A 20,264-nucleotide genomic window follows, 5' to 3' on the forward strand; every position below is an offset into this window, starting at 1 on the left:
CCTTTATTTCACCTTCATTCGCTTCTTTCCTTCACGACATACTTCTAACAGTCTGCATTCCTCACATTGCGGTCGTTGTGCTTTACAATGATAACGTCCAAAGAAAATCATACGATGATGTGTAACTCCCCACTCATCCATTGGTACTTTCTTCATTAATGTTTTTTCTACTTCTAACACAGAGTCTTTCCATCTACACATAGCTAATCGTTTACTCACTCGCTCCACATGTGTATCAACAGCAATTGCCGGAATTCCAAACGCTACGGAAACTACAACATTCGCTGTTTTCCTTCCTACACCTGGTAATTTCGTAAGTTCATCTCGATCGTTCGGTACTTCTCCATTATAGTCATCTAATAACATTCGGCATAATTTTTGAATGTTTTTTGCTTTATTTCTATACAATCCGATAGAGCGTATATCTTGTTGTAATTCTTCTAGAGAAACACTTAAATAATCTTCTGGTGTTTTATATTTTTGAAATAAATTTCTTGTCACTTTATTTACAAGTACATCCGTACATTGTGCAGATAACGCCACCGCGATTACAAGTTCAAATGGATTATCATGAACCAATTCACAATGTGCTTCTGGATACATATCCGCCATTGTGTCTAAACAATAACGGATTTGCGTTTTGTTAAGCATATTTTTCCTCCTATATTACTGCTCCAACCAATTATAAAAAGGCACTTTTCCAGTAAATTTCGTCTCTTGTTTTGTCATTTGTTGTGCCCTTTGTTGATTCGCTCTAAATTTTTGACCTTGATTTTGAGCCTGATCTACCGTTTTAATTCCATTCTTTTTCCACTCAAATAAAATACGATCAATATATCGGAAATTTAGTTTTCCACTCATTACAGCTTCTCTAAGAGCCGCTTGAATTAAATTTGGATGATGTTGATCTTGGTCCTCCCACATCCCTAACGTTTCACATTCGAACGGCGAAAGTGGTCTTCCAAATTCTTTTTCAAATACTGTATATAAATTTACTTGTAGCTGTTTTTTTTCTTTTTGCTCTTCCTCTATTGATTCATCCATTAAGAAATGTAATATTTTTTCCCATAACGGTTGTAAAGAATAACTTTCGCACATCATCGCTTCTGATCTTTGTCCACCTTCTAGTGATAAAAAACCTTTTTGAATCAACGTCTGAATTACTTCCATACATTTCATTTCCGTTATCGTCATCCGTTCAGAAATCTCTGAAGGAGTCGGAAACGAATTACCTGATTCTAAAAATGTGTGTACATGAAGTACAACCATAAATTCCGTCTCATTTAAACCTAATTTTTTATAATGCATCATAAGTAATTTTGGAATTGCAATGCTTCCCTGCTCAAACCACTGTAACATCATTTTCTTTTTCATCACCAAACACCTCGCTCTCTAGTATAACACACCTTTAGCTATTTCTTTTTGCCACAATCCGTCAAAAAAACCTCCCCATTAATAGGGAGGTTTTTTATATTACATGAATGAAATATAAAATTAAGCTTGCACTTTACTTTTCATAAATGTATGGATGCGCTCTAATGCTTTCTCTACTTGTTCAAGAGATGTCGCATATGATAAACGAACATTATTTGGAGCACCAAATCCTGTACCTGGTACAAGAGCCACTTTTTCCTCTTCTAATAGAGCTTTTGCCCAATCATCAACTGTTGCATATCCTGATAAAGCTACAGCTTCTTTTACGTTAGGGAATAAGTAAAATGCCCCTTGCGGTTTAATACAAGTAAAGCCAGGGATTTGAATTAATTTATCATAAATAATGTTTAATCTCTCTTCAAAGGCTTGACGCATTGTTTCCACAGGTTCTTGTGAGCCTGCATATGCCGCAATTGCGCCGTATTGAGCGATTGAAGTAGGGTTTGACGTACTATGACTCGCTAAATTCGTCATTGCTTTAATAAGCTGCTTATTTCCTGCAGCATATCCAATACGCCATCCTGTCATAGAATGAGATTTAGATACACCATTAATAATAAGTGTTTGTTCTTTTAATGCATTAGAAAGCTGGGCAATTGAAGTATATTCTACGCCACCATAAATTAATTTTTCATAAATTTCATCAGAAACGATTAAAATATCATGTTCTAAACATACTTCTCCAAGCTGTTGTAATTCTTCTTTGCTATAAATCATTCCTGTTGGATTGCTCGGTGAATTAATAATAACTGCTTTCGTTTTCTCTGTAATTGCCTCACGCAGCTGCTTTGCTGTAATTTTGTACTCATTGTCTTCTAAACCTTCTACATAAACCGGCTTACCGCCAGCAAGCTTTACTTGCTCTGGATAGCTTACCCAGTAAGGAGTTGGGATGATAACTTCATCTCCCTCATCAAGTAATACTTGGAATAATGTATATAATGCATGCTTTGCACCATTACATACAATAATTTCAGATGGATCATACGCAATACCTTGATCGCGAGTAAATTTCTTCACAATTTCTTGTTTTAACGATTGTAATCCACCTGTTGGTGTATACTTCGTATGCCCTTCTAACATCGCTTTATGTGCAGCATCCATAATATGCTCTGGTGTATTAAAGTCAGGTTCCCCTGCCCCTAATCCAATTACATCATGACCCTCTGCTTTTAATGCTTGTGCCTTTGCTGTAATTTCTAAAGTTGAAGACGGTGTTAAAGCAGCTACTCGCTTTGCTAATTTCATTTGTAGTTCCCCCTACATCTATTTTTCAATGCTATATCGTCTTAAAAATTTTCCATCTTTAAATTCAAGATAGTAATAACTATAACGATTGTCATCATCAATATATGTAACTTCCCATAGTGGTACATCATTTTCAAAGCCTAATTTCACTTTCATAATCTCTTTCGGCTTACTTTTTGATTCCTTACTTTCATTGCCGACTTGCTCTATTGTTCTTTGTATAGCCTCTTTTTCAGAAATACCTTCGCTCTTTTTCCTTACTACAGTATCCCCTTTTTTCTCAGGCACCCAAACGATAAGTTGTTCTCCCTTTTCATCTGTACCTTGCACGACTATATATGCAGATTTTCCGTTGTAATAATCAACAGATTTCACCTTTGTAAGCTTTGCTTTTTCTTTAGCAATTTCTACAAATTTCGACTCTTTTGGAATTTTCTTTCCCATCGCTTTATTATAAACATACGCCCCATATATTCCGCTAGCAACGATAACAATAATGATTGCAAAGATCCACTTTTTCATTGTATCACTACGTTCTGTAAATCGTAAATACAGCTGTTTCTTTATCTTTTTCGTCTAATGCTAGTCCGAACATGAGGTCCTGCTCTTTTAACGTACGATTTAAACTATCAACAATTTTATACAAATCCGACGAATATTTAATACGCGTCGTTGATAGTACTTCGATTTTCTTATCCATGAAAAAACTCCTCCGTTACACAAAAATTTCTAATTATAGAAGAACGCAATGCGGTTACAATAAGAGTACATTCTTTACAACCCCTGCTTCATCACCCATCTATTATAGCAGGACATGTACAGCAAAAAAAGGTTTCAAGTCGAAAACCAACACATTTTGTATACAAGAAGTAAGAAAAATAAAATTCCTCCTACCCACATTTTTTACGCCTGAAGTTTATAAGTACTTCAGGCGTATTTTTCTTCCATTTTTATTCATTTGATGGTTCTTCTAATTGTACTAACAATTCTTCTAATGGTCCTTCATAAAGAGGTACGTTAGGAATCGATTGTAGAAATCGTTTTCCATAGGAAGAACTCGTCAAACGACGATCTAACACTACTACCGTTCCTGTATCTGTATTCGTTCGAATTAAGCGGCCGAATCCTTGTTTGAAACGTAATATTGCTTGTGGGAGCGCTAATTTACCGAATACATCTTCACCTTGATTTTTTAGCCACTCACCTTTCGCTTCCATCATCGGCTGATGAGGAGGTGTAAATGGTAGACGGACTATAACAAGACAACTTAAGGCATCTCCAGGAATATCTATTCCTTCCCAGAAACTGCTCGTCCCTAATAAAATTGATTTGTCGAACTCTTGAAACTTTCGAATTAAGCGGCTTCGACTTCTATTATTCACACTTTGGGTGAGTAATAAATAACCCTCTAATTCATCATTATTTTTTAAATTCGCATACGCTTCTTTTAACATTTCATACGAAGTGAATAAAACGAGCATTCTGCCTTTTGTGGCTTTCGCTATCTTTGCAATATGTTCCGATATAGATTCAATATATCGCTCATTACTTACTTGCTTAATAAAAGGTACATCCGTTGACACCATTAATTTCATCTGTTCATCATAACGAAATGGCGACGGAACCTTTAAAGTATTTGGAGCGAAATCATGTAAACCAAGTTCCTCTTTTATATAATCAAACGTATCGTTAACTGTTAGTGTTGCGGATGTAAAAATAACACTCTTTTTTTCTGTTAAAAATTCATCAGCAAATCTTTCACCAATATGAACAGGCTGTGCATATAGAACTGTTGAATGAATCGTCCCTTTCGTTTCAGTCTCCATCCAAGTTACATACGAATTCTTTTCTAATACGAGTAACTGTAATGATTCTGCCATCTTTCTCAGCAACTCAATTAAATGCATAAATTCACCTGTTACAACATGCATCTCCCATTCTAACTTACTTTGCAATATATCCACTTGCTTCTCAAGAGCAGTTACTACCCTTCTTAATTCATATATAAAACGATTTGTTAATTCGACGATACTATCCCACAACTTACCTTTTTCTAGTTCTGCGTTATACCTATAGATGAGCGGCATATTATTCGTTCCTTGCTCTTGCTTTGTTTGTTTAAATATAAAAGTACGTAACATTTGGAAGAGTTCATCCGCATCAAACTTAAGTTCCTTCAAACTATAACTTATCATACGGAAAGTTGAACGAGATGCTTGCTCTGATTTTTTCATCATTTTATATACTTTGGAGAGTACATCTTCTGTTTCTAGTGTCCCAAGACGAGATATAACCAATTGAAAATACATACAAGAGAACTGTTCACCCAATGTTCTACTCGCGGCTTCTTCAATATGGTGAGCTTCATCAAAAATAATATGTTCGCATGAAGCAAACAACGGTTCTTCACTTGAAAAATCTTGAAATAATAACGCATGATTTGTAATAACGATATCTGCAAATAAAGCTTTATTCTTCGCTCGCTGGTAAAAACAACGACTAAACCAATTACTTTGCATACCGCCTGGACTATACGCATCGCTACAAATACGATTCCAAAGTAACTTTCCGCCCTCAGGAATATTTAATTCGTCTCGATCACCTGTTTCAGTTTGCAATAGCCAAACTAAAATCTTCGCCTTTGTAAGTGCCATATCATAATTTTTTTCTTCCTCTTGCAAAGCATACTCAAATTTATGTAAGCATAAATAATGCTTTCTTCCTTTTAGAAGAGCTACCTCAAATGAAAATGGCATTATTTTTTGTAATAACGGAATTTCTTTTTCTAATATTTGTTGTTGGAGTTGTACCGTTTGTGTACTTATAATGACAGGTTCTTCTTTTCTCTTTGCAAAATAAAGACTAGGAAGCAAATAAGCGAGAGTCTTTCCTGTTCCTGTACCGGCTTCAATTAGTGAAAAACGAGAATCTCTTAACGCCGTATATATCTCTTTCATCATCAGTTGTTGACTTTCTCTTCTTTCAAACTTTGGCATATGTGATTCCAATTTATCCATCGTTTTATTCAAGAAAGCATCAAACTTTGATGAACACGTTTCTCCAAGGTTTAAGGAATAGTTCCGCTTTTTCAGCGCAATATTTCGATGTATTTCATACTCCGCTATATCTTCTTTACCGTGCATTACTTTCTTTAAAATATTTTCAGAAAGCACATCAGCTATATCGCTTTGGAACACATCACTTAATTCATAAAGCGATTGCAACGTGACAAGTGGTAACTTTTCAATTTCATTTAAAAATTGTAAAAATAATTCCGCTGTTGCAAGAGCATCACTATCCGCACGATGTGGTTGATCGTGCTCTAGTTCATGCTTCTTAGCTAAATCACGTAATTTATAACTATCGGCTGTCGGCAAAAGAATTTGAGCCAATTCAACCGTGTCGATTTTCGGACAATGTATTTCTGTATATCCAGCTTGCCTTAATTCTTCATTTAAAAAATTCCAATCAAAGTGAACATTATGCGCAACGAAAGCCGCACCTTGTAATAGCTCAACAATCATCGGGGCTACATCTTGAAATAACGGGGCTTGTTTTACAAGACTTTCATCAATCCCTGTTAATTCTGTAATAAATGGTGGGATCTCTCTCTTTGGATTAACAAAAGACGAAAAAATCTCCAATATCTCTCCATCTTCTACTACAACAGCTGCAATTTGGGTAATTTTATCCTTCCCATCTTTCCAGGAGTTCCCTGTCGTCTCTAAATCAACAACGACATAACGCTTACTCATATATGTAACACCTCAATTTCTTACCTTTCAAACAACAATAATTTATATAATGTTACTATACCACGTTTTATCTCATCTTAATGAAAAGATGCACAAAAAAGCTATCTCCGCAATGGAGATAGCCTTTCTACTTATAATATCGTACCCGCTTTTTCAGCACCTAACATTTCAATAATTTGATTATTATCGTCTAGTACTGCAATTTTTGGTTCTTGTGTATGAATCTCTTCTTCCGTAACTAGCCCATAACAAATAATAATTACTTTGTCCCCTGGTTGTACAAGTCTTGCCGCAGCACCGTTTAAACAAACAACACCACTACCGCGTTCCCCTTTAATAACGTATGTCTCTAAGCGAGCACCATTATTATTATTTACAATTTGGACTTTTTCGTTTTCTACAATATTTACTGCATCCATTAAGTCTTCATCAATTGTAATACTACCTACATAATTTAAATTTGCCTCCGTTACAGTTGCACGATGTAACTTTGCTCTCATCATTGTGCGAAACATAGATGCTCCCCCTTATTTAACCGTTAATGTTATATTGTCAATTAATCTTACATTTTCAAACTTAACTGCAATAGCTAAAATGATTCTTCCTTCGACTTTCTCTACCATTGTTAATGACGGATATGCATATAAATCCGCATAATCTACAGTGCCTTTCGTATGCGTCTCAATATAATCTTTCACAAGATTTGTAATGATTTCCGGATTACGTTCACCTGCCTCAATTCTTTCTTTCGCTATACATAGGCTGCGGTATAAATGAAGAGCTTCTTCACGTTCATCTTGTGATAGGTACACGTTACGAGAACTTTTCGCTAAACCATCTTCTTCCCTTACAATATCAACTGGTACGATTGTAACTGGAATATTGAAATCAGTTACAAATCCTTCAATTACTGCAACTTGTTGAGCATCTTTCATACCGAAATAAGCACGCGTTGGCACCGTAATATTAAATAGTTTCATCAGTACAGTTGCAACACCAGCGAAATGACCAGGTCTTTGTTGACCGCATAATACGTCCGTGCGCTTCACAACTTCTACTGTTGTTGTTTGTTCTGCTGGATACATTTCTTCTACACTCGGATAAAATAAATAATCTACACCGTTTTCTTTTGCTACATTTTCATCTCTATCAATATCACGAGGGTATCGATCTAAATCTTCATTTGGGCCGAATTGTAGCGGGTTTACAAATACACTTAAAACTACAATTTTATTTTCTTCTCTTGCCTTACGTAATAAAGTAGCATGGCCTTCATGTAAATAACCCATTGTTGGAACAAAACCAATACTCTTTCCACTTGCACGAAGTTCGCTTGTAATTTGCTGCATCTCTTGCACTGTAGTTACGATTTTCATTATTGTTTTCCTCCGTATAACGCTAAGCATTCTTCCTCTTTCATTGTGAACGAATGTTTTTCTTCAGGAAATTGCCTTGTCTTTACTTCAGTAACATATTGTGAAATCCCACGCACAATCTCCTCTTGAACAGACGTATATTGCTTCACAAATTTCGGAACACGATTTACGCCGTATGAGATAAGATCATGATAAACAAGCACTTGTCCATCTACTTTTTGTCCTGCACCAATCCCAATTGTTGGTATTGTTAGTTGCTCTGAAATAAGTTCTGCTAACTGCATTGGTACACATTCTAACACAAGCGCTATTGCACCAGCTTCTTCACATTTCTTTGCATCTTCTATTAATTTTTTTGCACTCTCCGCATCTTTTCCTTGCACTTTATATCCACCCAACACTCCTACCGATTGAGGGGTTAAACCTAAATGCGCTACAACAGGAATTCCTGCGTTCGTCAAATATTGAATCGTCGATATAACTTCTCCAGCACCTTCTACCTTCAGTGCGTGTGCCCCGCTCTCTTGAACGATGCGACGTGCATTCACCATCGTTTCTTGTAATGATACGTGATACGACATAAATGGCATATCAGTTACAATAAACGTCTCTTTCGCTCCACGGCGTACAGCTTTCGTATGATGAATCATATCCTCTACTGTTACAGGTACTGTTGAATCGTATCCGAGTACAACCATTCCAAGAGAATCTCCAACTAGAATCATATCAACTTCAGCTTCTTCTGCTAATTTAGCAGATGGATAATCATACGCCGTTAGCATTGTAATCGGCTCACCTTGCTCTTTCATCTTCAAAAAATCTGTTTTTGTTTTCAAAAACTACTCCTCCTTTATGCAGGAGAGAGGAGATGGCCGAAATCATATAAAAAACCCCTCTGACCATAAAAGGGCAGAAGGGTTGTGTGTTAGTCGGCATTATTCATCCCTCTGTCCCAGTCCGTTATTGGATCAAGGCAGAATCCAAGTTATTATTTTTCGTATGACTTCGAATCATGGTGCAGTTCGCTCTGATACTGCCCACATTCGAACTAATTATAGCAAACTACAAAAAGGAATTACTACATTTTTTTGAAAAAATAATTTTTTATTCTTATTACGGTATATGAAATTTAACATGAGAGTATATATGCTATACAGTTTTTATGGAGAATTCTATCCTGAAAAGATACATGTTTTTTCAACGCATGCTAAAAAAGTCCAAGTTAATTTTTTCTGTAATCCATTTAACTGTATAGTATAACTCTTAAACTAATGATGCAGGTTAATTGAGGAAAGTACTTAACAAAGGAGAATTGCAGATGTCTATGAACAGGTGGTTATTTCGATTCAGCAGTTTGCTTGTAATGATTGTATGGTGGATGTCTTTAGGATCCTCCCATGTATTTGCCTCAGTTACTGTCGTAACACCCCCCACCGATTTAACGAAAGTGATTGAGGTTGAACTAAATGATGATTACTTTAATCCAAATGTTATCACGATTCCGCTTGCAGGATCAACAACATTACTATTGAAAAATAAAGGTAAAAACGAGCACACCTTTACAGTGAAAAAACTCGGCATTGACGTCGTAATCGAGTCAGGAAAAGAAAAGAATATTACCGTGAAACCTAAAAATACTGGTACATATGAATTAATATGTCGATACCATCTTCTTAAAGGAATGGCAGGCAAAGTAATCGTCAAATAACATGCCCTGCCAATTAGGCGGAAGATATTTTGAAATGAACTTTAAATATGAAAAAAATTTATTATCATGTTACAAATTCAACTCAAAACTATTGAAATAAAAAGAAGTTCCAAAAGAGGAACTTCTTTTACTTAATTTCAATATCTGCAGAATGAATATGATGTACTTTCCCCTCATGATCCTCCAGAAGTAATACACCATCCTCTGTGATTCCTTTTGCTAACCCCGTAATTGTCTCTCTCATCGTTCGAGCGGTAATTTCTTTCCCGATGCTCACAGCGTAACTTTCCCAAAGAATTTTAATGACAGAGAAACCATTTTGTAAATACTCTTCATATAATTTTTCTAGTTGTAAATAGATTTGTTGCATAAGTTCTGCACGAACAATCGGCTTACCTGATTCAATCGCTAATGAAGTAGCAATGTGCTGAATTTCTTCATCAAAATGTTCTTGCTTTTGATTCGCATTAATACCGATGCCCATAATGACAGCATTAATTTTATCAGGATCCGCTTGCATTTCTGTTAATATACCTACAGCCTTTTTACCTTGAATTAAAATATCATTTGGCCATTTTATTCCTACGTTTACACCCGTGCATTTTTCAATTGCCTGTGCAACACTAACGGCCGCTAACAAAGTAAGTTGCGGTGCATGATGAACTGGGATTGATGGGCGTAAAATAATACTCATCCAAATCCCTGTTCCTTTTGGTGAATGCCATTTTCTGCTTAAACGACCTCTTCCCGCTGTTTGTTCTTCTGCTACAACGACTGTTCCTTCTTCTGCACCTTCATAAGCAAGTTTTGCTGCAATGTGCTGCGTTGATTCAACAGTTTCTTCAAAATACACTGTTCTACCAATCCGCTTCGTTTGTAGCCCTAACTGAATTTCATTAGCGGTCACTTTGTCTGGCTTACTTGCAATTCGGTAACCTAATCGACGCACAGCTTCAAGTTCATATCCCTCACTCCGCAGATCCTCCATATGTTTCCACACAGCAGTTCTTGAACAACCAAGTTTATCACTAATTGTTTGGCCGGATACAAACTCGCCATCCGCTTCAGAAAAAACTTGCAATAACTGCTTTCTTATAGTAGATTGCATCCTTGTAGCCACTCCCTTATACGCTCTTTCTCATTAACTACGTTTCCTTGTACGATTGCTTCTTCGATTTTCTGAAGCATCTCAGCAACCCACGGACCAGGCTTTTTGTTTGCCCAGTTTAATAAATCATTACCAGTCACATTCATTTCTTGACGCTCCTGGATTGGCAATGCATGAAACATTGATTGTACTCGTTCAACAGATGTAGGGTCATAGCGTTCAATCATCGCTTCATATACTCTCTCTGCCATTTCAGCGATATGAATTCCCGTTTTATAAAGAAGGACTGTATCCCAATCCTTCTCCTTTCTAGTACGGATTGTCAATAAAACTGCAACAATATCTTTTATTTTTTTATTCGAAAACTTCCATTGACGTAAAAAGACAGATGGATGTTCTTCTCCGATACAATATAAGAAAAATGCCCACGCCTCAATATCCGTTTCGAAAGAATCCCATTTATACTGCGTAGCTTTTAACAGTCTCTCTTCTGACATTTGTAAATATGGCAAATGAGAAAATAGCTTCGTCTCTACTAATTCTTTGAGACCTTTCACACAATATGTACCAGTTAACAGTTTCTCAAACTCTACTGTAATACGCTCAATTGCTATATGTTCTAGCAATTGCCCATACGTTTCAATCGCTTGCTTCGTTTTCATTTCTAATGAAAAACCTAACGTGCTTACAAACCGAATACCACGCATCATTCGCAGGGCATCTTCTTGAAAACGATCCGCAGCATTTCCAACTGTCTCAATTTCTCTCTGTTGAATGGCTTCCTGTCCAGCAAATAAATCGACCATTTTGCCTTCTTCTGTCATAGCAATTGCATTCATCGTGAAATCACGACGTTTTAAATCCTCTTCTAATGAACGAACAAATTGAACACTACTAGGTCTTCGAAAATCTTCATATTCGCTTTCTGTTCGAAAAGTAGTTACCTCATAGGGCTCACCATTTTCTACAACAATTACAGTTCCATGCTCAAGACCAACAGGAACATTTCTTGGGAATATAGCCATCACTTCTTCTGGTAGAGCAGATGTCGCAATATCAATATCTCCAATCGGCCTATCGATAATAAGATCTCGTACGCTCCCACCAACAAAGTAAGCCTCATGTCCTTGTTGCTTTAATGTCTCAATAATAGAACTAGCTTTTTTAAATCTTTCCATTTTTGTCATCCCTTAGTACGTCATAGTAAATCGTTTCATATTGTGAAACAATTTTTTCTGAGCGAAATTGCTCATAAACACTTTCTCTTGCTCGTTCTCCCATATTACGGTGAAGTTCCTCGTCCTTTAATAGCTGAATAGCTTGATTTGCCACTCCTGTTGTATCGCCAACTTCACATAAATATCCTGTTTCCCCGTGTTGAATAACCTCTGGAATACCTCCAACCCGTGTTCCGATACAAGGTACACCACACGCCATTGCTTCTAATAAAACAAGACCAAAACTTTCCTTCTCTGATAGAAGCAACATTAAATCACTCATCGCAAGTAGTTCTGCAACATTATCTTGCTTCCCTAGGAATAAAACGCGATCTTCAATATGTAAATTCTTCACTATCTGTAAAATCGTACAGAATTCTGGTCCGTCTCCAACAAGAAGCAACTTCGCATCTACTTCTTTAACAATTTTAGCAAATGCCTGAACAACATCCTGCACACGTTTCACTTTACGGAAATTCGAAATATGAATAAGTACTTTTTCACTCTCACTTATACCATATTCTTTCTTTAATTGAGACATATTACGCTTGAAATATACACGTTCGTCTATAAAGTTATATACCGTTTGAATTTCTTTACTTGGTTTTACAAGCTCATGTGTTTCGTTAATTAATGAATGCGAGACAGCAGTAACAACATCCGATTGCTCAATACCAAAACGAATTAAATTATTTAACGAAGGGTCGGAACCTAACACAGTAATATCTGTTCCATGTAAGGTTGTAACAATTTTAATACGCTCTCCGATCATTTGTTTTGCTAAATATGCACAAATTGCATGTGGTATTGCGTAATGCACATGTAAAATGTCTAAGTTTTCTCTTTGTGCAACCTCGGCCATTTTACTTGCTAACGCTAAATCGTATGGTGGATATTGAAATACAGAGTATTGATTTACCGTCACTTCATGAAAATAAATGTTTGGATATACTTTATTTAACCGGAATGGTAAACCCGATGTAATAAAGTGAATTTCATGCCCACGTTCCGCCAATTGCTTTCCTAATTCTGTTCCAACAACTCCAGAACCACCTACAGAAGGATAACATGTAATACCTATTTTTAATTTCATTTACATCCCCCTAATAAATCAGCATGTAATAAAACCGGTTTCTTACTCATAAATCCCTCGGCATACAAGACTCCAACTTCTTTTCCAAACATCTTCTCACGAGCAATCACAGTTTCAACGTAACCTTCTGTTAACGGTGTCTTAACACCATCACTCCCTGTTGAAAACTGACTTTCATACGCTTCTAATGCTTCCACCTTTATAGAGAGGTACTCACTTATATCTATACAAAAATTCGGTTTATGAAAACCATTAATCATATAATTATAAAAAGACTCCACACGATGTGGTGAAAGTTCCGGCATATATTTACGGATTCCTGCTGAAAAAATAGCCTCTTCCACAAGCTTTGCACAATTTGCATGATCTGGATGGCGATCTTCATAGTACGGCGCAAAAACTAGTTTTGGTTTATATGTACGGATCACCTTGACAATTTCACGTATATACTCTTCTTTCATATACAAACCACGGTCTGGCATCGCTAAATTCAGCCTCGTTTTTACTCCCATTATACGAGCTGCGACCTTCGCTTCTTCTTTTCTCAACTCTATCGTTCCATTTGAAGAAAGATCAGCTTCTGTTAAATCACAAATACCTACTTCATACCCTTGCTTTGTATATTTAGCGATGGTACCAGCCATGCCGATTTCAACATCATCGGCATGAGCACCAAACGCTAATATATGTAATCCACTCATAATTGTTCCCCTCATTTTCTTAACTTACGATAATCTAAATCTCCTCGCTCTAATGCGTGCATTAACATTTCAGCACTTGCCATATTCGTTGCAAGTGGAATCGCATATACATCACATAAACGAAGTAATGCATTCACATCCGGTTCATGCGGCTGTGCTGTTAATGGATCGCGGAAGAAAATCACCATATCTAAATCGTTCTTTGCAATCATTGCACCAATTTCTTGATCTCCACCAAGAGGGCCAGATTGATATCTTGTTACAACTAATCCAGTCGCTTCCATAATGCGAAGCCCTGTCGTTCCTGTTGCAAATAATTCATGTTGTTCAAAAATTGGTTTATATGCGTATGCAAACGAAACCATATCATTTTTCTTTTTGTCATGTGCGATTAAGGCAATTTTCATCCGTTGTCTCCCCTTTAGTCGATAATATTTTCTAAACCGTACACAAGATGATCAAGGTTCATTACTGTCTCAATTGATAGTTTTACACCTGACATAAATGATGCACGATTGAATGAATCATGACGAACTGTTAACATTTGTCCATCTCCACCAAACATTACTTCTTGGTGTGCAATAAGCCCTGGCAAACGTACACTATGAATGTGAATACCGTCTACATTTGCACCTCGTGCACCTGCTAGTTGCTCTACTTCATTTGGATGACCTTGCTGCTTTGATTCACGATTTTGGCGAATTAACTCTACCGTTTTTACAGCTGTACCAGATGGTGCGTCTAATTTTTGATCATGATGTAATTCAATTACCTCAACATCTTGGAAATATTTCGCTGCCATTTGTGAGAATTTCATCATAAGAACTGCACCAATTGCAAAGTTTGGAGCAATAATTGTTCCTACTGCTTTTTCTTTTGCATTCTCTGTTAAACGTGTCAATTCTTCTTCTGTAAATCCAGTTGTACCAATAACCGAACGAAGTCCACGCTCAACTGCAAGTGTAACGTGTTGTTTCCCCACTTCTGGTGTTGTTAAATCTAACAACACATCTGCTTCTACTTCATCTAAACAAGTATGTAAATCAGCGTAAATCGGCGCATGTAATGCTGGCATGCCAGGTAAATCAGAAATCTTCTCACCACCATGCTTATAATCCACTGCTGCTACTAAATTAAAATGTTCCGTTCTTTCCATAAGAAGGACTGCTTCATGTCCCATACGTCCTCTTGGTCCGGCGATAATTACTTTAATTTCTTTCATTATTCTTTCTCTCCCTCATCAATACGTGTCCAGCGATCTTTATCACGTGTATTAAATTTATTCATTACAATGTTATGTGCTGTCTCTAAATCAATATTTAAACTATTTGCCATACAAATCATAACAAATAATACATCTCCAAGCTCTTCTTCAATACTTCTTTCTTTTTCAGTTGTTTTCTTCGGTTTCTCACCATAATAATGATTTACCTCTCTTGCAAGCTCTCCCATTTCTTCCGTTAAACGAGCCATCATTGCAAGCGGACTGAAATAACCTTCTTTAAACTGACCAATATATGCATCTACTTCTTTCTGCATATCTTTCATCGTTTTTGCTTCCATACTATTCACCTCTAATCCTTCCTCTTTCATGTTAGCCAATTCATCGCGATTTGACAAATATTATTCCCCGCCAAACACCTATTTGCGACCCATTTTTGGATAGACTATAATAAAGTGAAACTTCTTTTGCGATTTTTGCAAAAGATCAGCCCACACCAATCGGGTTCCTACGGCTGGTTTGCCCCTCTTCTTTGCTTCATCTCCTATCAGCCTTTAGAGCGGGATAAAGTGAAACTTTCTTTTGCACTTTTCACAAAAAATCAGCCCACATCAATCAGGTTCTTACTATTTTCACTAGCAACTAGAAATTACTTATTATTATGTTTTACCGTTTCAGCGGAGCAATGCAATCATTACATAATTAGGGGGATTTCTATATGACATCAAAATTGAAGATGCGAAATATTATTTTTATTTTAATTGGTTCCGCTATATTTTCTTTCGGTATTGTCAATATCAATATTGAAAACCACCTTGCAGAGGGTGGGTTTACTGGTATTACACTATTATTGTATTTTTTATTTAAGTTTGATCCTTCCTACTCAAACTTAATTTTAAATATCCCTATATTTTTTATTGGCTGGAGGTTACTTGGCAGAACGACATTTTTATATACATTAATTGGAACCTTTAGCGTATCTTTATTTCTATGGATTTTCCAGCGTTACGAAGTACTCAACTTACATTTAAACTTGCAAAATGATATGACACTCGCAGCTTTATTCGCCGGGGCATTTATCGGTATCGGCCTTGGAATAATATTTAAATATGGCGGGACTACTGGCGGTGTAGATATTATCGCACGACTAGCGCACAAATATGTTGGCTGGAGTATGGGGAAAACAATGTTTATGTTTGATGCTGTCGTTATCGTCGTCTCTATTCTTACCTATTTATCATACCGTGAGGGCATGTATACGCTAGTTGCTGTTTTTATCGGTGCTAAAGTCATTGATTTTATGCAAGAAGGAGCTTATGCTGCCAAAGGAGCGACTATTATCTCAGAGAAAAACGATGAAATTGCTGCCAAAATTTTATCTGAAATGGAGCGCGGAGCAACCTTTTTAAAAGCTGTTGGATCGTATACAAAAGTGGAACGTAATGTATTGTATTGCGTTGTTGCTAAAAATGAAATCGTGAAATTAAAGAATATCATTACTTCTGTAGATCCTCATGCTTTTGTCGCTGTAAGTGATGTACATGATGTAGTTGGTGAAGGGTTTACGTTAGATGAAAATAAAAACCCTTTACATAATTAAATATAACTAGAAAAGCGCCTTAGCTTTTCTAGTTTTTTATTACAAGTCTTTTAAGCTTCTCAAAATCCTCATGAATAAGCTCCAATAAACTCCGATTATAAAAAATGGAAGCTGGATGAAAAGTCGGAAAAACATGATATTCTTTCTCTGACCATGTAAACTCTGCACTTTGCATATCCTTTAATTTTTGAATGGGCTGTTTTAATAATTGCCCGTGTACATCTGTGATTTTTTTATTTTTTCCTGTTAAACGTTGAAGACCGATATTTCCAAGCTTGACGATAAGCTTCGGATGTATTTTCTCTAATTCATAATCTAACAAAGGCGCATGGGCAACTATTTCTCCCTGATTTGGCGTTCTATTATACTTTTTTTGTATGATTTCACCATTTCGTTCTTTTTTCTCTCGCCATTTATAAGGTCTACTCCGAACAGCGCTCGTAATATATACTTCTTCCCTTGTAACGTGGATACGCTCTAAAAAAACCATTAATTGTTTTCCCGCCCTCCCGCTAAACGGAATCCCATTATGAATTTCTGTTTCACCAGGTGCTTCTCCTAACAACATAAATTTGGGATTTTCAGGACCTTGTCCACTTAAAAAACCTTCTAGTTGATAAGGAGCACTACGCTCTTGTACTTGTTTTACTAAATGGTCTGGATATTTCATTTCCCCCACCACCTTTCCGCATTACTTCTATTATTTCTATTTGCAATACATTATATAATTCAATCCACACAACAAAAAAAGACTATCAAAATTGATAGTCTTTAGTCGTCGCTACGCTGCATACCAGTATACATTAATACGAGACGTAATAATTCAAATACCGCTACAGCTGCAGCTGCTACATATGTTAATGCTGCCGCATTTAATACTTTACGAGCTTGCCCATATTCATCTGTTGATACAATACCTAACGCTTCAATTTGTTGCATTGCGCGCTTTGACGCATCAAACTCAACTGGCAATGTAACGAGCTGGAACACAACACCTGCTGCCATTAAAATGATACCTAATAACAATAGTTTTGACATTGTCGCAAATATACCAATCATAATAAATACCCATGATATATTCGATCCAAAATTAGCCACAGGAACTAACGAATGACGAATACGCATAAAGTTATAATCTTGTGCATCTTGAATTGCGTGTCCTACTTCGTGTGCTGCAACTGCTGTACCAGCAACTGAATGTCCATAATAGTTATCTGTTGATAATCGAACCGTCTTAGCGGTTGGATCATAATGGTCTGATAAATGACCTGGTGTTTCTTCTACAGCTACGTTGTATAATCCATTTTCATCTAAAATTTTTCGAGCCACTTCCGCTCCTGTCATACCTGATGTTGAATAAACTTGTGAATACTTGCTATAGGCACTACGTACTCTTGACTGTGCATACAACGGTATGATCATTATGATCGCGAAGTAAATTAAATAAAACATCATGAACCTCCATTGAAGTTTTAATTATAGTACTTCTCATTCTATTTTCTTCTGCCACTATTGTCAATGAATAAACCTTACAATCCATATCTTTATTTATTGCATTATCTATTTTTAGAATGTACATTACTTTTTCTTTTTTCTCTCTCTCCTTTATACTTTCTCCATCCAACATAAGTTAATGTGAATAAAATAAGTCCCCCAGTAATTGTCATAAACCAAATGAGAGAGGGTGCAATTTCATCTTTTTTTACTGTTTGAAATATCTTTTGCAAATCCCCTTTAATAATCCCTAATTGCATTTGGCCGCCTTTCGTTTTTAACATAACGTTACGAAATTCATCTAAATAAGATAAATGAACATTTACACGCTGGACCTCGTTTTCTGGCAAAGCAATCATTAAGCTTGGATAAATAATATTGAATTCATTTAAAAACGTATTTAACGTTTGTTGAAACTGCCCAGCATCTTCTTTTTCCATCGCTTTTTCCATTTGAGAAAAGGCATCCATTACTTTCCTTTCTCTTTCCATCCAAAGTGGTTGATATTTCGATACTTGTGCATCAACAGCAAGTTGTAATGCCAGCACATTATCAATTTTAGCTTGCTTACCTAAACCTTCTTCAGAGAGCGATTGTTGCGCCTTATCGTAAGCTAAAGAAATAACTCTAACTTGATCTGGTGTTACTTCCTGCTTCTTTTCATTCCCCTTTATTAAAAACTGCTCCGAGAAATGTTGTAATACTTGTACCGCTTTTTCATCTTCATTACGCTTCACTAACTGTAACGAGTCGTCTAACAACCCTGTTAGCTCATTCCACTCTTCAGCATATATACGTAACGGAAACATTATAATTAGAAATGCTATCAATCCAATTAATGTTCTCTTCATCCCGGTCCCCCCTTAACTACTAGTACAAAATATGTTAATTTGGACAAGAATAGAACAGAACTAGACCGAAAAATATATTATCGTTTTACAAAGAAAAAAATTCTCTTTAAGCAGAGAATTTTTTCTGTGACATCCTTTTCTTTTTTACGAGATATCTATATAAGCTGTAACAAAGTATACTCCCACCTAAAATGAATAATAAAATAGCACACGCAGCATGCATAAAGAACTCTTCTGGTAACATTAATATAATTGGATCCTTTTCAGGATCAAAAACCCAATAATCATTACTAAATAAAAGTTTATGGAATAATACAAAACTCTTTTCAAAATTAATAGCAATTGGTAACATAAGCGCTATCGGAAAAATGATTGTTAAAATCGATCCGTGCAGTAAAAACTTTTCATTTTTCTTTTTTAATAAATAAATTCCGCCTATCACTGCAATCATAATTGTCGCATACATCACATATTGAATCTTTACTAAAATATTTTTAACATCTACAAAATGAATACGGCCATTTGTGGACATATCTAATGTGGGCAAATGTAATGCTCCGTCATAAAACGGGGATAAATATGTAATAAGCACATCGTAATTTCTCTTAATTTCATCCTTCGTCATATCCGCTAAATCAGGAATATTTAAAAAATCAATTTCAAAATAATACAACCATTTTCCATATACAACTGCCGTTGTTGCGAGTGCAAAAATAGAAAATGCTATGCTATATGAAACAACTAAAGTAATCAATCGATCCAATATTTTTGTACCACTCTTATTTTTCTCCATGTTCTCCCCCTAAATGTTCTAACCATCATAAAGAAAATTGTTTTCTTTGCTCACGTAAGCAACAATAATATGTAATACATAGTACAGCAATACTTAACCAAAACGTAAAATAACCAATTTCCTCTACAAACAAATGCATAATTCCATATCGCGGCATTTGCCAAAATAAATAATCAATTGCATCGTTATGCAACGTCCACACAGCTGCTACTATAAAATGCCATTTTTTTATACGATAGAATGGAGCATATAAAAATCCTTGTATTGCCATCGCGAAGTGCGAAAGCATTAACATGTAGCCCATAAGGCCTATAGGCCCTTTTACGTAAATCATAATCGCGTTTACAACAACAGCCCAAATACCATATTTTATTAAAGTTACAATCGCTAACGCTTCTATTAATCCCCAGTTTCTCTTTGCCAAAAAAGCAATTAAAACAAAGACAAAAAAGAGAGTCGCCATAGGACTATCTGGTACAAACGGCCAAAATATAGGTGACGTTTCTTTCAATTGATTTCCATACCATATAAATCCATAAATTGTACCTAATAAGTTAACAATTAATAAAAATAATAATACCGAGCGTTGTCTTAACATTGCATACAAGTACACCAATCCTTATGTCCAACACCTTTCAAGCAAAGTAATTCATTCACTAAATCC

At 36.0% G+C, this 20,264-nt stretch carries 23 protein-coding genes; 2 read left to right on the plus strand and 21 right to left on the minus strand.

Going from position 1 to position 20,264, the window contains the following annotated elements:
• Nucleotides 1–3: 3 nt before the first annotated feature.
• From nth to panB, 9 genes are all read right to left on the minus strand, one after another.
• The gene (gene nth, locus ACTFO4_RS09560) at nt 4–651 is read right to left on the minus strand and encodes an endonuclease III (RefSeq protein WP_000933034.1); all 648 of its coding nucleotides are present in this window, start codon (nt 649–651) and stop codon (nt 4–6) included.
• 15 nt (nt 652–666) lie between these two features.
• Entirely contained in the window at nt 667–1,374 is a 708-nt protein-coding gene (dnaD, locus tag ACTFO4_RS09565; protein WP_000728552.1) for a DNA replication protein DnaD, read from the minus strand.
• A gap of 120 nt (nt 1,375–1,494) precedes the next feature.
• The gene (gene aspB, locus ACTFO4_RS09570; protein ID WP_000761571.1) at nt 1,495–2,682 is read right to left on the minus strand and encodes an aspartate transaminase AspB; all 1,188 of its coding nucleotides are present in this window, start codon (nt 2,680–2,682) and stop codon (nt 1,495–1,497) included.
• Between the two features lie 18 nt (nt 2,683–2,700).
• Nucleotides 2,701–3,204: a cell wall elongation regulator TseB-like domain-containing protein gene (locus ACTFO4_RS09575; protein WP_000758739.1), complete on the minus strand. Its 504-nt coding sequence runs from the start codon at nt 3,202–3,204 to the stop codon at nt 2,701–2,703.
• Nucleotides 3,205–3,211: 7 nt separating this feature from the next.
• The gene (locus ACTFO4_RS09580) at nt 3,212–3,382 is read right to left on the minus strand and encodes a YpmA family protein (RefSeq protein WP_000358352.1); all 171 of its coding nucleotides are present in this window, start codon (nt 3,380–3,382) and stop codon (nt 3,212–3,214) included.
• A gap of 250 nt (nt 3,383–3,632) precedes the next feature.
• A complete protein-coding gene (gene dinG, locus ACTFO4_RS09585; RefSeq protein ID WP_000044961.1) occupies nt 3,633–6,437 on the minus strand; it encodes an ATP-dependent DNA helicase DinG in 2,805 nt (934 codons plus the stop codon).
• Between the two features lie 131 nt (nt 6,438–6,568).
• Nucleotides 6,569–6,952: an aspartate 1-decarboxylase gene (gene panD / locus ACTFO4_RS09590; protein ID WP_000490184.1), complete on the minus strand. Its 384-nt coding sequence runs from the start codon at nt 6,950–6,952 to the stop codon at nt 6,569–6,571.
• 12 nt (nt 6,953–6,964) lie between these two features.
• The gene (gene panC, locus ACTFO4_RS09595) at nt 6,965–7,813 is read right to left on the minus strand and encodes a pantoate--beta-alanine ligase (RefSeq protein WP_000707029.1); all 849 of its coding nucleotides are present in this window, start codon (nt 7,811–7,813) and stop codon (nt 6,965–6,967) included.
• The gene (panB, locus tag ACTFO4_RS09600) at nt 7,813–8,649 is read right to left on the minus strand and encodes a 3-methyl-2-oxobutanoate hydroxymethyltransferase (RefSeq protein ID WP_000851108.1); all 837 of its coding nucleotides are present in this window, start codon (nt 8,647–8,649) and stop codon (nt 7,813–7,815) included. Before panB ends, panC begins: the two co-directional genes overlap by 1 nt.
• A gap of 482 nt (nt 8,650–9,131) precedes the next feature.
• On the opposite strand from panB, the gene ACTFO4_RS09605 reads away from it, so the two are divergent.
• On the plus strand, nt 9,132–9,521 hold the full coding sequence (locus ACTFO4_RS09605) for a cupredoxin domain-containing protein (RefSeq protein WP_000062387.1): 390 nt from the start codon (nt 9,132–9,134) through the stop codon (nt 9,519–9,521).
• A 127-nt stretch (nt 9,522–9,648) separates the two neighbouring features.
• Here ACTFO4_RS09605 and ACTFO4_RS09610 read toward each other — a convergent pair whose 3' ends face one another.
• Genes ACTFO4_RS09610 through ACTFO4_RS09640 form a run of 7 tightly spaced genes read right to left on the minus strand, consistent with a single transcriptional unit; the run spans nt 9,649 to nt 15,203 of the window.
• Nucleotides 9,649–10,629 (minus strand): biotin--[acetyl-CoA-carboxylase] ligase, encoded by a 981-nt coding sequence (locus tag ACTFO4_RS09610; RefSeq protein ID WP_001192063.1) that lies wholly within the window; start codon nt 10,627–10,629, stop codon nt 9,649–9,651.
• Complete coding sequence (locus ACTFO4_RS09615; protein WP_440013378.1) at nt 10,614–11,807, minus strand: CCA tRNA nucleotidyltransferase; 1,194 nt, start codon at nt 11,805–11,807, stop codon at nt 10,614–10,616. Before ACTFO4_RS09615 ends, ACTFO4_RS09610 begins: the two co-directional genes overlap by 16 nt.
• Nucleotides 11,794–12,939 (minus strand): N-acetyl-alpha-D-glucosaminyl L-malate synthase BshA, encoded by a 1,146-nt coding sequence (bshA, locus tag ACTFO4_RS09620; protein WP_000768305.1) that lies wholly within the window; start codon nt 12,937–12,939, stop codon nt 11,794–11,796. The genes ACTFO4_RS09615 and bshA overlap by 14 nt, the downstream gene beginning before the upstream one ends.
• Nucleotides 12,936–13,640 (minus strand): bacillithiol biosynthesis deacetylase BshB1, encoded by a 705-nt coding sequence (gene bshB1, locus ACTFO4_RS09625; protein ID WP_000015673.1) that lies wholly within the window; start codon nt 13,638–13,640, stop codon nt 12,936–12,938. Before bshB1 ends, bshA begins: the two co-directional genes overlap by 4 nt.
• Before the next feature lie 11 nt (nt 13,641–13,651).
• Complete coding sequence (gene mgsA, locus ACTFO4_RS09630; protein ID WP_000684765.1) at nt 13,652–14,047, minus strand: methylglyoxal synthase; 396 nt, start codon at nt 14,045–14,047, stop codon at nt 13,652–13,654.
• A gap of 14 nt (nt 14,048–14,061) precedes the next feature.
• Entirely contained in the window at nt 14,062–14,862 is an 801-nt protein-coding gene (gene dapB, locus ACTFO4_RS09635; protein ID WP_000658813.1) for a dihydrodipicolinate reductase, read from the minus strand.
• Nucleotides 14,862–15,203: a nucleotide pyrophosphohydrolase gene (locus ACTFO4_RS09640; protein WP_002108639.1), complete on the minus strand. Its 342-nt coding sequence runs from the start codon at nt 15,201–15,203 to the stop codon at nt 14,862–14,864. The genes dapB and ACTFO4_RS09640 overlap by 1 nt, the downstream gene beginning before the upstream one ends.
• A 377-nt stretch (nt 15,204–15,580) precedes the next feature.
• On the opposite strand from ACTFO4_RS09640, the gene ACTFO4_RS09645 reads away from it, so the two are divergent.
• A complete protein-coding gene (locus ACTFO4_RS09645; protein ID WP_000202121.1) occupies nt 15,581–16,462 on the plus strand; it encodes a YitT family protein in 882 nt (293 codons plus the stop codon).
• 28 nt (nt 16,463–16,490) lie between these two features.
• Here ACTFO4_RS09645 and ACTFO4_RS09650 read toward each other — a convergent pair whose 3' ends face one another.
• The 5 genes from ACTFO4_RS09650 to ACTFO4_RS09670 form a co-directional block, all read right to left on the minus strand.
• The gene (locus ACTFO4_RS09650) at nt 16,491–17,132 is read right to left on the minus strand and encodes a uracil-DNA glycosylase (RefSeq protein ID WP_440013375.1); all 642 of its coding nucleotides are present in this window, start codon (nt 17,130–17,132) and stop codon (nt 16,491–16,493) included.
• 101 nt (nt 17,133–17,233) lie between these two features.
• Complete coding sequence (locus ACTFO4_RS09655) at nt 17,234–17,917, minus strand: zinc metallopeptidase (RefSeq protein WP_011109966.1); 684 nt, start codon at nt 17,915–17,917, stop codon at nt 17,234–17,236.
• A gap of 101 nt (nt 17,918–18,018) precedes the next feature.
• Nucleotides 18,019–18,807: a sporulation protein YpjB gene (gene ypjB / locus ACTFO4_RS09660; protein WP_061456977.1), complete on the minus strand. Its 789-nt coding sequence runs from the start codon at nt 18,805–18,807 to the stop codon at nt 18,019–18,021.
• A 106-nt stretch (nt 18,808–18,913) separates the two neighbouring features.
• Nucleotides 18,914–19,600, minus strand: a complete 687-nt coding sequence (gene lit, locus ACTFO4_RS09665) for a lipoprotein intramolecular transacylase Lit (RefSeq protein ID WP_000414378.1) — start codon at nt 19,598–19,600, stop codon at nt 18,914–18,916.
• Between the two features lie 25 nt (nt 19,601–19,625).
• On the minus strand, nt 19,626–20,216 hold the full coding sequence (locus tag ACTFO4_RS09670) for a DUF1405 domain-containing protein (protein ID WP_025709269.1): 591 nt from the start codon (nt 20,214–20,216) through the stop codon (nt 19,626–19,628).
• Nucleotides 20,217–20,264 lie beyond the last annotated feature (48 nt).

It is taken from the genome of Bacillus cereus group sp. MYBKT14-1, from assembly GCF_051915185.1.
GTDB lineage: Bacteria > Bacillota > Bacilli > Bacillales > Bacillaceae_G > Bacillus_A > Bacillus_A cereus.